Source organism: Janthinobacterium sp. JC611, from assembly GCF_018682595.1.
Classification (GTDB): domain Bacteria; phylum Pseudomonadota; class Gammaproteobacteria; order Burkholderiales; family Burkholderiaceae_D; genus Janthinobacterium.
Window position 1 is genome coordinate 47839 of sequence record NZ_JAFLJN010000034.1, and the last position, 15059, is coordinate 62897.

Annotated in this window: 4 protein-coding genes; all 4 read left to right on the forward strand. The window is 69.6% G+C overall.

Translation table 11 applies throughout. The features are described 5' to 3' along the window. The first annotated feature begins 48 nt into the window (after positions 1–48). The 4 genes from J0O65_RS20885 (at position 49) to J0O65_RS20900 (ending at position 15056) form a co-directional block, all read left to right on the forward strand. Positions 49–12642 carry a filamentous hemagglutinin family protein gene (locus J0O65_RS20885; RefSeq protein ID WP_251373879.1) on the forward strand — a complete coding sequence of 4198 codons (12594 nt, stop codon included), beginning with the start codon at positions 49–51 and terminating at the stop codon, positions 12640–12642. Next, positions 12642–13364 (forward strand): sigma-70 family RNA polymerase sigma factor, encoded by a 723-nt coding sequence (locus J0O65_RS20890; RefSeq protein ID WP_251373909.1) that lies wholly within the window; start codon positions 12642–12644, stop codon positions 13362–13364. Before J0O65_RS20885 ends, J0O65_RS20890 begins: the two co-directional genes overlap by 1 nt. Before the next feature lie 76 nt (positions 13365–13440). Beyond that, positions 13441–14100, forward strand: coding sequence for an aldehyde dehydrogenase iron-sulfur subunit PaoA (gene paoA, locus J0O65_RS20895; RefSeq protein ID WP_215409128.1), 660 nt, complete (start codon positions 13441–13443; stop codon positions 14098–14100). Beyond that, entirely contained in the window at positions 14097–15056 is a 960-nt protein-coding gene (locus J0O65_RS20900; RefSeq protein ID WP_215409129.1) for an FAD binding domain-containing protein, read from the forward strand. Before paoA ends, J0O65_RS20900 begins: the two co-directional genes overlap by 4 nt. Positions 15057–15059 lie beyond the last annotated feature (3 nt).

Sequence of the window (15059 nt, forward strand, 5' to 3'; positions counted from 1 at the left end):
GCTACCGCCAGGCTCCGTTCCCTTCTCTCTAGCCAGGAAACCATTGCCATGACCAAGTTTCACACTGCCCAGCGCCCAGTCCAAAACGACGACACGGGCGCGCAGCGGTCCTCCAAGCTGGGCAGCCGCTTGCGGCTCACGCCGCTCGCTTACGCGCTGACCACGATGCTGATGGCGGGCGCCTTCACCACGCCGGCGCGCGCGCAGCAGGCGTTCAGCGGCGGCTGGTTCGCGGCCAAGGGCGCGGCGCAAAACACGGCGGCCAGCTCGGGCCGCCTGCCAAATGGCCAGCCGCTGCCCTTGGGCAGCCGGCCCGAGGGCCCGCAACAGCAGGCCAATCAGCAGTTGCAACGCTCGCTCAACAACCTGAACCTGGCAGCGCGGACCATCGCCGCGCAGCAATCGGCCCAGGCGCAGGCGCGCCAGGCGGCGGCCGGCGCACCAGGCGCACCCGATGGTCTCGTGAAAGGCGGCTTGCAGGTCGACACCAACAGCCTGACGGCCGGCTGGCTCAATGCCCAGGCCCCCGTGCAGACGGTGGCGAACGGCAAGACGGCCGTGGTGGTGCAGCAGACGGCGGACAAGGCCATCCTGAATTGGGAAACGTTTAACGTCGGCAAGGACACGACCCTGACCTTCCAGCAGCAAAAGGATTGGGCCGTGCTGAACCGCGTGAACGATCCGCAAGCGCGCCCCAGCCAGATCCAGGGCCAGATCAAGGCCGACGGCACGCTGCTGCTGGTCAACCGCAATGGTATCGTGTTTACCGGCACGAGCCAGGTCGACACGCGCAGCCTGGTGGCGGCCGCGGCCCGCATCGGCGATGCGCAATTCCAGAAGAACGGCATCTACAGCCCCGGCACGGCCGGCGCCACGACGTTCACCGATGCGGGCGGCAAGGTGCAGGTAGAGGCCGGCGCGCGCCTGGCCAGCCATGCGCCCAAGGGCAGCACGGAAGGCGGCGGTTACGTGATGCTGCTGGGTAAAGAGGTGCACCATGCGGGCGAGATCGCCACGCCGAAAGGCCAGGCCCTGCTGGCCGCCGGCGACAGTTTCACCATCAAGAAAGGCGTGGGCACGGATGGCAATCCGCTGTCGACCACGCGCGGCAGCGAAGTCACGCCGCAGTTCGCGGCCGGCAGCACGGCGGGCAAGGTCGTCAACACGGGCCTGATCCAGGCGCGCGAAGGCGACGTCACCCTGGCCGGGCGCGACGTGCGGCAGGAAGGCGTGCTGCTGGCCACGACGACCACGGCCACGCGCGGCACGCTCCACCTGAACGCGCTGGGCAGCGACGCGGCCGTCACGCTGGGGCGCGGCGCCACCACCGCCATCCTCGTCGAGGACGACGGCAAGACGACGGCGCTCGACAGCCAGCGCGACGCCATGCGCGGCCCGGCCGTGGCGTCGACGGAAAACGTCGTTGCCGTGAACGACCGCCGCGACCAGTCGCGCATCGAGATCGGCAGCGCCGGCACGGTGGAATTCATGGGCGATTCCTTGACCCTGGCCACGGGCGGCCAGCTCGCCGTCAACGCGGCCAGCCGCAGCCTGCTGCGCGACGGGGCCCGGCTCGACGTTTCCGGCGCCGTCGGCGTGAAGGTGGCGATGGCGGCGAACAATGTCGAGATCAACGTGCAGGGCAACGAGCAGCGCGATGCGCCCGTCAACCGCGACGGCAAGGCCTTGATCAGCAACAATATCTGGGTCGACCGCCGCAAGCTCGTGTTCGTACCAAAAGGCACGAACGGCTACGACAGCGACCGCTGGTACACGGCGGGCGGCTTGCTGGAAGTGGCCGGTTACATGGGCACGCAGGGCCACTCCGTCAGCGAATGGATGGCGCAGGGCGGCACGGTCACCTTCGGCGGCAAGGATGTCGTCACGCAGGCCGGCTCCAGCATTAACCTGTCGGGCGGCACCCTGGACGTGCAGACGGGCGCGCTGCGCCAGACCTGGCTGAAAGGCGCGGACGGCAAGCTGCACGAGGCGGGCAGCGCGCCCGCCGACCTGGCGTATGCGGGCGTGTACAAGGGTTACGAGGAAGAACACGCGCGCTGGGGCAAGGAGGCCAGCGCCTTCTACGCCAATCCCCTGATCGCCGCGCAACAGCGGCTGGAAAACGGCTACACGGTGGGCCGCGACGCGGGCAAGTTGATCATCGCCACCGGCTCGGCCGTGCTGGAGGGAAGTATCGCGGGCGACGTCTTCCAGGGCGAGCGCCAGACGCAGGCGCCCCAGGCCCTGCTTGACGGCTACCAGCAGTCGCAGCTGGCCGCCGCGCAGCGGGGGCAATTGATTGTCGGCCAGTATCAGCCCATGTTCGACAAGCGCACGGGCGTGCTGCAGCATGCGCTGTCGGCCGTCATGGACGAGGTGCGCCTGACGCGCGTGCAGGACGGCATCGCCGCCGGCCTCGAGGTGGCCGACGTGTTGGCTGCGGAGCGCCAGGGCAAGCTGCTGCTCGACACCGCCTTGCTGAATCAGCAGCAACTGGGCGCCCTGCGCCTCGCCGCCAAGGGCGCGATCACGGTCGACAGCGCGCTGCAGGTTGCCGATGGCGGCAACATCACCCTGTTCGGCAAGGACGTGGCGCTGAACGCCAGCCTGCGCAGCCATGGCGGCAGTATCGCGGCCGGCAACGTGCTGAACCAGATCGGCGCGCTGGGCATGGTCGACACTTTCGTCAATCCGGGCGTGCCCCCGGGCAAGCTGGTGCTGGCCGATGGCGTCACGCTCGACACCAGCGGCCTGTTGAATAACGTGCTGCGCGACCCGCTGGCCGCCGCCGGCTTGCCCTATATCAATGGCGGCAGCGTGTCCCTGCGGGCGTTTGGCGACGTGCATATCGGCAGCGGCAGCCTGGTCGACGTGAGCTCGGGCGCGGCCATCCTGCCGCAGGCGAAACAGCAGGGCGGCAAGGGCGGCAACGTGACCCTGGCCAGCTACGGACCGAAGGCTGACCTGGTGCTGGGCGAGGGCGCGCAAGTGCGGGGCCATGGCGTGGCGGGCGGCGGCAAGCTGGAATTGCAGGCAAACAAGATCATGATCGGCAACGTTGAAAAATCCGGCGCGGGCAGCCTGCAGCTGGACGGCGGTTTCTTCGACCAGGGGTTTTCCAGCTACAGCCTGGTCGGCAAGCAAGGCGTGACGGTAGCGGACGGCGCGCAGGTGGACGTGCGCATGCCCGTGCTGCGCGTGGTGGACAATGAAAGCTTGGCCGTGTGGATGCCGGAACAGGTCACGGAAAATGCGCTGAAGGGCACCTTGACGCAGCGCAAGGGCGCCAGCCTGGCCCTGCAGGTGGGCGATATGCAGTCCGGCGCGGCCGACATGGCCAGCGCCGAATTGCTGGTGAGCAAGAATGCCGTGGTGAGCGTTGACGCGGGCCAGTCCATCAAGCTGTCCAGCGTGGGCCAGCTGACGGTGGAAGGCCGCCTGAACGCCTGGGGCGGCAAGATCAGCCTGGGTGGCGTGAACGTCGACAAGCCCGTGTCCGAGGCGGTGGAAGCGGCTGGCCATGGCCGCTCCATCTGGATCGGCGAGAACGCCGTGCTCGACGTGGCGTCGCGCGCCGTCACGGTCACGGACGCGCAAGGCCGGCGCTACGGCAAGGTGGCTGACGGCGGCAGCATCGTCGTCGGCGGCGAGATCGACCATGCGCAGGGCAGCACCTCGGCGGCCAGCCTGTTCGTCGTCGTACGCGACGGCGCCGTGCTCGACGCGTCCGGCGCGCATGCCGTGCTCGACGTCAATGGCGCGGCCATCGACGTGGCCAGCGCGGGCGGCGGCATCGCGCTGGCGTCGAACAATGGCTTGTACCTCGATGGCCAGTTGCTGGCCAGGGCCGGCGGCGCGGGCGCGGCGGGCGGCAGCCTGTCCGTGGCCACGGGCACGCCCGAATACCTGAAAGTACTGGCCACGGACAAGGTGCTGCAGGGGCGCGAGCTGCGGCTGATGCAGCGCCAGGGCGCCAGCGACCTGGCCTCCGCTGTGACGGCACGCGATGCGGCGGCGACGCTGAAGTATGGCCATGGCCGGTTTTCCGTGGAGCAGGTGGCCGCGGGCGGTTTCGGCAACCTGGCGCTGCTCGGCGCCACCTTCGATGGCGACGTGTCGCTGACGATGCGGCAAAGCCTGCAGTTGTACGGCGCGCCGCTGCTGGCGACCGGCAGCAAGCCCGGCGCGCGCATCGGCATCGCGGCGCCGTATGTGCGCCTGGCCAGCGTCAAGCCGGCCGGCCGCGATTTCTATACGACGCCGGGCAGCGCGGGGGAGTCGCCGCTCGCCGGCCAGATCAGCATAACGGGCGACCTGATCGACGTGCGCGGCATGGTGAACATTCTGGCTGACGACGTGCGCCTGAGCAGCCGCGGCGACCTGCGTTTGCTGCTGTCGCCCTTGGGCTGGGATGGCAATCAGGCGACGACGGTGCTGTCTACGCCGGGCGACATGACCCTTACTGCGGCCCAGCTGTATCCGGAATCGGGCGCCGGCGCCGCCGTGCGTGCCGGCCATGGCGCCATCGATGGCAAGTTCGGCTACGACCCTGCGCGCAGCCTGACCATCGGCCGCGCGACCGATGCCGTGCCGGCCATGCCGTATTCCGCCTTCGGCTCGCTGGAACTGGAAGCGGCGCATATCGAGCAGGGCGGCGTGGTGCGCGCGCCGCTGGGGCGCCTGGTAATCGGCGCGGCGCGCTATGACAATGACAAGAGCCTGAGCGTGAATCTGCTGGCCAACAGCATCAGTTCCGTCAGCGGCGCGGGCCTCGTCATGCCGTATGGCGGCACCGTCGATGGCCAGACCTGGAACGTCAGCGGCAAGCCGGTCACCTTGATGGGCGTGGGCGGCATCAATGCGCAGGGCGGCCTGCGCAACGGCGTGGAATTGGGCGGCGTGGCCGTGGACGTGCGACCGGGCGCGCTGCTCGACCTGTCCGGCGGCGGCGAACTGGCGGGCGCCGGCTTCATCGCGGGCCGCGGCGGCTCCACCGATGCGCGCTACCATCCGCTGGCGCAGGTGGGCGCGAACGGCGGCTTTGTCCTGCCGGGACTGGCCACCAACCCCGTGTACGCCATCGTGCCGGGCGCGCAGGCGCCGCAAGCGCCCGCGGGCGGCGAAAAGGCGGCGTCCGATCCGGCCGTGGGCCGGCAGGTGACGATAGGCAGCGGCGTGCCTGGCCTGGCGGCCGGCACCTATACCCTGATGCCGTCGACCTACGCCCTGTTGCCGGGCGCCTTCCGCGTGGAGCTGAACGGCCTGGCGGGCCAGGGCAGCGGCGCGGCCCCGGCGCAGCAGCTGCGCAACGGTTCCTGGGCCGCGCCCGGCACCCTGTCGATCGCCGGCACGGACATCCGCGCGCCGCTGGCCAGCCAGCTGATACTCACGCCGGCCAAGGTCTTGCGCACGTATTCCCAGTACAACGAGACCGGCTATGCCGCCTTCGCGCTGGCCGATGCGCAAACGCGGGGCGTTCCCCGCGCGCTGCTGCCGTCCGATGCGAAAACGCTCAAGCTGAGCATGATGCAGGACGGCGGCCTGGACACCTTCCAGTTCAAGGGCACCGGCAAGTTCGGCGCCGCCGAGGGCGGCTATGGCGGCACCGTGATCGTGATGCCGAGCAATAGCGCCAAGGGCGACATGGAAATCCTTGCCGACGGCGCGCCGGCCACCCGCGACGCCGGACTGGTCAGCGTGCGCGCTTCCAGCCTGAACAGCATCGGCGCAGCCCGTATCCTGGTGGGCAATGCGCCGTCGGTGGAATATGGCCAGGCCGGCAACTACGTAAGCTTCGGCGCCAATTCGGCGCGCTCCATCTACCTGCGCGCGGGGGCCGTGCTATCGGCGCCCGAGGTGTTCCTCGTCGCCCAGGACCCCGGCAGTTATCTGCTGGGCGACGGCTTGATCGATATCGCGGCCGGCGCCGGCATCAGTACCCTGGGCAAGGGCAAGGCCGCGTATGACGCCAACGACGGCTTCATCTACAAGAAGGGCCGCGAGGATGTGCACATGCTGGCCGCGTCGAACGGTTTGCTCAATGTGGCGCCCGTCAGTGGCACGGCGCGCGGCGGCATCCGCATCGGCACGGCCAGCCTGTACTCGGAAGGCACCTTGCTGCTGTCGACCAATGGCAGCTTCGCGCTGGACGACTCCGCCCGCTACGGCACGCGCAACCTGGGCCTGGCCGTGGGCGCCATCAACATGGGCAGCAGCGAAGCGCTGGCGGCGGCCCAGGCCAACGGCACGCGCGCCAACGGCCTGGCCATGAACCAGGGCGTGCTCGAGCGCCTGCTGCGCGGCGACACCAGCGCGGGCGCGCCGGCCCTGCAGGCGCTGGTGCTGAGCGCTGCGGACGGCGTCAATTTCTATGGCGACGTGGTGCTCGACACCTATGACAAGAGCACGGGGAAATCGACGCTGGAGCGTCTGGTGCTGACCACACCCGCCATGTATGGCCAGGGCGATGCGGGCACGGTGGCCACTATCCGCACGGCCAATCTGGTCTGGGGCGGCGCCCTTTCGCCGGCCGGCAATGTGATTGCGCACGGCGCCGGCACGGGCAGCGGCACCCTGAACCTGGAAGCGGAACGCATCGATTTCGGCTTCGGCCCCTTCACGCAGCCGGCCGGCGTCGCCTCGTTCGACCGCCTGGCGCTCGGTTTTGGCACGGTCAACCTGAAGGCCAGCGGACAGGTCACGGCCAACCACAAGGGCAGCCTGTCCGTCTACCAGGCGCAGGGCGCGTATGAAACGGGCAAGGGCTACCGGTACAGCGGCGGCAACCTGAACATCGGCACGCCGCTGCTGACGGGCGACGCCGGTTCCGCGCACAGCTACACGGCGGGCGGCGCGCTGAAGGTGGCGGCGCCGGCCGGCGCGGCGCCAGCGGCGCCCGTCAAAAATAGCGCCGCGCTGGGCGCCCAACTGGCCTTGAACGGCGACAGCGTGACTGTGGCGACGGCCGTGGTGCTGCCGAGCGGCAAACTTTCCGTCAACGCCCAGCACGACATCACCGTGGCCGACGGCGCGCGCATCGACATGGCGGGCCGCAAGACCACCTTCTTTGACGTGGATAAATACAGCTGGGGCGGCGACGTGACCCTGGACAGCCGGGCCGGCGATATCCGCCAGGGGGCGGGCAGCGTGATCGACCTGTCGGCCGAGCACAACCGCGCCGGCAGCCTGAAGGCCGTGGCGCTCGATGGCGCGGCCGGCATGGTCGATTTGCAAGGCAAGATACTGGGCGGCGCCAGCGGCAGCTACGACGCGGGCGGCACCGTGGTACCGTACAAGCAGGGCGGCGTGGACGTGCGCGCGCAGACCCTGGGCGCCGGAGGCACCCTGGACAGCCAGTTTGCGTCGCTGAACCAGCGCCTGAATGAAGGCGCGGTGACGGGCGCGCGCAGCTTCCAGCTGAAACAGGGCGACTTGACCATCGGCAACGAGCTGAAGGCGGGCGAGGTGCAGGTGGCCGTCGACAATGGCCGCCTCACCGTCGCTGGCGTGATTGACGCCAGCGGCGAGCGCGTGGGCAGCATCCGCCTGGCCGGCCAGCATGGCGTCACCTTGGCCGGCAACGCCGTGCTCGATGCGCATGGCACGGTCTTGCGCGTCGACAGCTATGGCAAGATAATCGACAGCCCGAACCGCGCCACGGTGGAACTGAACGCGGGCGAGGGCACATTGAGCCTGGCCGGCGGTGCGCAGATCGACGTGCGCCACGGCACGGCGGCCGTGGTTGGCAAGGGCAAGGGCGAACACGACGGCGCGGCGCGCGGCACGCTGGAGCTGAGCGCGCCGCGCCTGGGCAGCGGCGGCGCGCGCACGGACCTTGACGCGGCCACCTTCGGCGACATCGACGTCCGTGCGGGCGGCGGCTTGACCATTCGTGGCGCGAAATCCATCGCCGTCAACGCCATGCAGCGCTACGACGACGCGGCCTACGCCACGGACCTGTCGGCCAGCGGCCGCCCGTATCAGGTGATCAACCAGGCTTACCTCGACAGCAAGCATGGGGACAGCACGGCCTTCATCGACGCGGCGCTGGCCAACACGAACTTGCGCAGCGGCAAGCTGGCGGGCCTGGCCACGGCCGCGTATGCCGATGCGCTGCACTTGCGTCCCGGCGTCGATATCGTCAGCAAGACCCAAGATGGCGACCTGGTGGTGCAGGGCGACCTGGATCTCTCAAACATGCGCTATGCGAGCCTGCATCCGCGCTTTCAAGTAAGCAATGTGCGCGGCTCGGGCGAGGTGGGCAGCCTGCTGCTGCGCGCCGGCGGCGATTTGAGCATCTATGGCAGCATCAACGACGGCTTCGCGCCGCCGCCCGCCACCCTGGATGACAGCGGCTGGAAGCTGCTGCCGGGGCGCGACATCAACGGCAGCGACGTCATCGTGCCGGGCAAGGGCGTGACCCTGGCCGACGGCACCTTGTTCCCGGGAGGCATTGCGCTCAATTACGACTTGCCCGTCAAGGGCTTCAATCTGCTGGCCGACACGCGCCTGCCCGTGGCCGTGACCCTGGACCAGGCGATCACCGTGCCGGCCGGCACGGTGCTGGCGGCCGCCGTGCGCGACGGCGCCGGCAATGTCGTCCACGCGGCCGGCACCCTGCTGGCCACGGCGCAGACCTTGACAGCCGGCATGCGTCTGGACGCCGGCAGCGTGCTCAAGCAAACGGTGAAAGTGAGCGCCATGACCTGGCCCAAGGGCGTGCCCCTGCCAGGCGTGGCCGGCGAGCGCTCGGTCTTCGCGCTCAATGGCCAGCTGGTGCTGGCCGTGGGCTCGCTGATCCCGTCCGGCACCGACGTCAAGCTGTTGCCCAATGTGGATTCGATCGCGCTGCGTCCGGAAGTGGCGGGCAGCCAGGGCAAGCTGTGGGCCATCGCGCCCATGCTGGCCGAAGGCTCGCAAGCGTGGGGCATGCGCCTGGTGGCCGGCGCCGACCTGGACGGGGCAGACACGCGCGGCGTGCAGGCGCATCCCGCGCGCGGCACCCTGCGCCTGGCCGACAGCCATTACGGCATGTACGGCATCCTGGTGCCGCCGAAGGGCGTGCAGTACTGGACCAGGGAAGCGCAGGAGCTGGGCGAGCGGGAAGGCATTCCCGGCATCGTGGCGGGCGAACCCATCACAGAGGAATTCACCAGCCAGTTCGGTCAGACTGTCGAGGTGTTTTGCGCCAACGACCCGACGCTATGCCTGCTGAAGGTGGCCTATGTATGGACCAGGGAAGGCGCGGAAGAGTTTGGCGATCCCAAGACCAAGGCGGGCGATCTGCTCGACCCCGTGGCGCTGGGCTGGCCCACCATTTGCGAGGACAACCCCACCTGGTGCGGCACGTCGAACCCGACGTTCGACTACAAGGCGAGCAGCCTGCGCTACAGCGTGCTGCGCACGGGCACGGGCGACCTGGACCTCGTCAGCGGCGGCAGCCTGCGCATGGACAGTCTGTATGGCGTGTACACGGCCGGCATGTCGTCCGCGCCGACGGCGGCCGGCGACCCGTACAACCTGCCGCGCGCGCGCAATGCGGACGGCAAGGTGCTGGGCAACCCCGACGGCGCCCATGAACGCCTGGTCGATGGCGGCGCCGACAGCATCTACCGCGCCTGGTATCCGGAGCAGGGCGGCAACCTGCTGCTGAAGGTGGCGGGCGACTTGAGCGGCTCGCTGGTCGACGCGGCCAGCGAAACCAACCAGCGTCCGGTCAGCAAGGATGGCATGGCCGATTCTGTGGCAGTAGGCAACTGGCTGTGGCGCCAGGGCAGCGGCGGCGTGGCCACGGGTGGCCAACCCCAGCCGGTGGCGTGGTGGATCAATTTCGGCAGCTACGCGGGCCGCCCCACCCTGGCCGACACGGTGCTGGGCTTTACGGGTTTCGGTACCCTGGGCGGCGGTAACGTGCGTGCCGAGGTGGCGGGCGACGCCGGCGTGCTGGCGCCGCTGACCGGCAGCACGTATAACGGCAGCATCAATCCCCGTTCGCAAGGCTTGCTGCTGGCCGTGGGCGGCACGGGCCGCATGCAGGCCGACGGCAGCCTGCTGCAGACGGGCGGCGGCGACCTGGACTTGCGCGTGGGCGGCGCCCTCAACCCCGGCGGCGGCTCCGGTGGCCGCCATTTGAATGGCGCGCTGGTCGATGTGCGTGGCCATGCGGAAGCGTCGGCCACGCAACTGGGCAGCGTGGCGCTGCAGTACGGCACCTGGGGGGGCGATCACGTGCCGCTGGAATCGCGCGCCTACGACGCCTTCCGCGCCACGCGCGCCACGCCCCGGGGCGCCATGACCCTGGTACCGGGCGACGCCACGTTCAGCGTGGCAACCCTGGGCGACCAGGTGCTGCAGGAGGTGGCCGACCCGGGCCGCGTGACCCCGTTCAATGCCACGCCGTTCACCGGCGCGGCGGGCGAGCAGGGGTATGGCTACGGCTGGTTCAGCCTGTGGACGCCGCACACGGCGCTCGATCTGTACTCCGCCGGTGGCAACATGATCCCGCTGACTGCGGCGATCGACACGGCCACCGACCTTGCCGTCGTCTATCCGTCCATCGTGCGGGCCGCGGCCGCGAATGGCAGTTTGTATTATGGCAAGGCGATCGGCAATCCGAATACCATCCGCGAATATGACCACCCACTGCTGCTGGCGCCGTCGCCCAACGCCCAGCTGCAATGGCTGGCCAGCGACTCCATTTATGCGGGCGGTTTTTCCGTCAGCCAGTCCGGCGCCTCTGCCGACAGCATGGCGACGCCGTTCAAGCCGGGTTTCACGGGCTGGGATATCCAGCCTAATGTGACAAATCCCCTGGCGGCGAATATCTCGAGCACGGGGACGCCGGCGACGAAATGGAACTTCCCGCTGTTCGCCTTCGGTCCCAACTCCTCGGCCGGTCCCGCCAACAGCGGCACGCAAGTCGCTCGCATCTATGCCGTCACGGGTGACCTGGTGGGTGTGAACAGCGGCCGCATCCTTGAATTTTCCAATGCCAAGCGTGCAGGCATCACCTGGTACGAGGGCGCCCAGCCCGTGTGGATGAAGGCGGGCCGCGATATCGTCGGCAGCGGCACGGCGCAGCTGGAAGCCAACGACGGCAATACCGCCGGCAGCGACCTGAGCTTCCGCAATATCAACAACCTGGTCGTGCACAACCATGCGTATGACGTATCGGTGGTGTCGGCCGGGCGCGATATCCTGAACAGTTCCTTCAACGTGGCCGGTCCCGGTACGCTCGACATCAGCGCCGGGCGCAATATATTGATGCAGGACAAGGGCAGCGTCGTCAGCCTCGGTCCCGTGGTGGCGGGCGACAAGCGTCCGGGCGCCGGCATCGCCATGCAGGCGGGCGTGGGCGCGGCCGGTCTCGATTACCTGCGCTTCGTCAAGCCCTACCTGGACCCGGCGAACGTGGCGCAGAAGGGCGTGCCGTTGGCCGACCAGGCCGGCAAGGTGGTAAAAGCATACGACGGCGAACTGGCGGCCTGGCTGGGCGAGCGCTACGGCTTCAAGGGCACGCCCGCCGAGGTTCTGGCTTTCTACCTGGCCTTGCCGGAGCCGCAGCAGCGCGTGTTCGCCCGCGACGTGTATTTCGCGGAACTGAAGGCGGGCGGGCGCGAATACAACGACCGGGACAGCTCGCGCTATGGCAGTTTCCTGCGCAGCCGCAACGCCATCGCGGCCCTGGCGCCGGCCACGGACGCCAGCGGCAAGGCGCTTGCCTATGCGGGCGACATCGTCATGTACCGCGGTCTGTACGCGGTGCGCAATGACGGCGAGCAGCGCTGGGATTACTACCCCCGCAGCGGCTACGTGCACACGAACTTCGGCGGCGACATCCAGCTGCTGACGCCAGGCGGCAGGCAGGTGTTCGGCATCGAAGGCGAAGCGCCGCCGTCGACCTCGGGCGTCATCACCCAGGGCGGCGGCAATATCGAGCTGTTCTCGCACGGCAGCATCCTGCTGGGCCAGAGCCGCATCATGACGACGTTTGGCGGCGATATCCTCGGCTGGTCGTCGCAAGGCGACATCAACGCGGGGCGCGGCTCGAAGTCGACCATCGTCTACACGCCGCCCAAGCGCGTGTATGACAACTGGGGCAACGTGACCCTGTCGTCCGACGTGCCCAGCACGGGCGCCGGCATCGCCACGCTGGCACCGATCGCCGAAGTGCCGGCCGGCGACGTGGACTTGCTGGCCCCGCTGGGCACGATCGACGCGGGCGAGGCGGGCATCCGCGTCTCGGGCAACGTCAACCTGGCCGCGCTGACGGTGATGAACGCGGCGAATATCCAGGTCAAGGGCGAAGCGAAGGGCATGCCGGCGCTGGCGTCCGTCAACGTGGCCGCCATGACGAACGCCAGCGCGGCCGCCACCCAGGCGACGGCGGCCGCGCAGGACGTGGTGCAGCGCGAGCGCGCCGCCACCCGCGCCGCGCAGCCGTCCGTGTTCACGGTGCGCGTGCTGGGCTTTGGCAATGACGCGCCGCCCGACAGCGCGCAAGCTTCCCCGCAGGAGGGCGCGCGCATCGAGGCGGCCGATTACAACCCGCGCAGCGCCGTGCGCGTGCTGGGCCTGGGCCCGCTGCCGGAATCGGCCACGCGCCAGCTGACGGCGCAGGAGCGCAGCAGGTTGTCGCCGTGATGGCCGGCATGGTGAATGTGGCTGAAGCCATGCCCTTGCGCGCTGCCGGTCATGCCGGCATGGCCTGGTGCCGGCCCGCCATGCGTCCCCGCCGGCAGGCGGCCAACGATGTGGCGCCCCTGACAGTGCCGGGGCAGGGCGTCTGGCTGCAGGCGGTGTTGGAAGGCAATTACGCGGCCCTGCAGCGGCGTCTGGCGCGCCACCTAGGCTGCGCAGAGCTGGCCAGCGACAGCCTGCACGACGCCTGGCTGCGCCTGGGCGCGCTGACGGCCGCCGACGGCGCGGCGCTGGCGCACAGCCCCGTCGCGTATGTGTTTCGCGTGGCCTGCAATGCGGCCATGGACAGCCTGCGCCGCAACCGCGCCTGGCTGTATGCGGACGAGAGCGGTGAAGATGGCGCCGTCGGCCTGGTCGACTTCCTCGCCGATACGGCGGCCGGGCCGGAACGCCTGGCCGAGCTGCAGGCGGACGTGCGGCGCCTGGCGCAGGCCGTCGAACTGCTGCCGCGGCGCCATCGGCAAGTGCTCGAAGCGCTGCGCGTGGACGAGCTGACCCGCCAGGAGGTGGCAGAACGGCATGACATGTCGCTGCGCAACGTCGATACGGCCCTGCGCCAGGCGCTCGACCATTGCGCGCGCCACACCGGTTACGCGGCGCAGGGCGGCGTCGGCACGACCCGGCGCAGCCTGCGGCTGAACGTTCGTTCGCGTACAGACGCGTAAAAATCCCGCTGCCAGACTGGAACTCCGGGCCTGCATGCGCCCACCCAGCCAGTCCACAGCCAGGAGGAAGCGCACGATGACGGAATCGAATCACATCAATGCCGGCAGGCGCGGCGTGCTGATCGCCGGCGCGCTGTCGGCCACGGCCGTGGCCGTGCCCGGCGTGGCCGGAGCGGCGCAAGCGGTGAACACGTCCGGCCAGGCCGTGTTTTCTCCTCCGCCCGTGCTGATGCAAGTGAGCCTGGACGTCAATGGCCGGCGCCACAGCCTGGAACTCGACACGCGCACCACCTTGCTCGACGCCTTGCGCGAACAGCTGCACCTAACGGGCACCAAGAAGGGCTGCGACCACGGCCAGTGCGGCGCCTGCACCGTCCTGCTCGACGGCCAGCGCATCAATGCCTGCCTGAGCCTGGCCGTGATGCACGACGGCGCGAAGGTCACCACCATCGAGGGACTGGGCACGCCCGACAAATTGCACCCGATGCAGGCCGCCTTCATCGCGCATGACGGTTTTCAATGCGGCTACTGCACGCCGGGGCAAATCTGCTCGGCCGTCGCCGCGCTGGGCGAACTGCGCCAGGGCATCCCCAGCCACGTCAGCGCGGACTTGAACGCGCTCCCGCAGGCGACGCCGGAGGAATTGCGCGAGCGCATGAGCGGCAACCTCTGCCGCTGCGGCGCGTACTCCAACATCATCGAGGCGATTGCCGAGGTGGCGGGGAGGCCGGCATGAGAGTTTTTACTTACCAGAAGGCCGCCTCGCCGGCCGAAGCGGCGGCGGCCGCCGTGCACACGCCGGGCGCCCGCTTCATCGCCGGCGGCACGAATCTGCTCGATCTGATGAAACTGGAGATCGAAACGCCCGCGCATCTGATCGACGTCAATGGCCTCGCGCTGGACAAGGTGGAAGCGACACAGGACGGCGGCTTGCGCATCGGCGCCCTCGTGCGCAACACGGCGCTGGCGGCGCACGCCACGGTGCGCCGCGATTATGCCGTGCTGTCGCGCGCCTTGCTGGCCGGCGCCTCGGCGCAGCTGCGCAACAAGGCGACGACGGCCGGCAACCTGCTGCAGCGCACGCGCTGTCCGTACTTCTATGACACGAACCAGGCGTGCAACAAGCGCGTGCCGGGCAGCGGCTGCTCGGCCATCGGCGGCTTCAGCCGGCCCCTGGCGATCCTGGGCGGCAGCGAGGCCTGCATCGCCACGCATCCCGGCGACATGGCCGTGGCCATGCGCGTGCTCGACGCCGCCATCGACACGGTGCGGCCCGACGGCAGCGCGCGCAGCATCCCCATCGCCGACTTTTACCGCTTGCCGGGCAACACGCCGCATCTGGAAACCGTGCTGCAGCCGGGCGAACTGATCACCAGCGTGACCTTGCCCCGGCCAGCAGGCGGCACGCACGTCTACCGCAAGGTGCGCGACCGCGCCTCGTACGCGTTCGCGCTGGTGTCCGTGGCGGCGATCATCATGCCCGATGGCACGGGCCGGCTGGCCTTGGGCGGCGTCGCGCCGCTGCCGTGGCGGCTTGCCGGCGCGGAGCAGGCGCTACCCGCCGGCGCCGCCGCCGTGAGCGAACGCCTGCTGGCGGGCGCCCATCCCACCGCCGACAACGGCTTCAAGGTGACCCTGGCGCAGCGCACGATCGCCGCCGTGATGGCGCAAGCACAAGCGAAGAAAGGCTAAGGC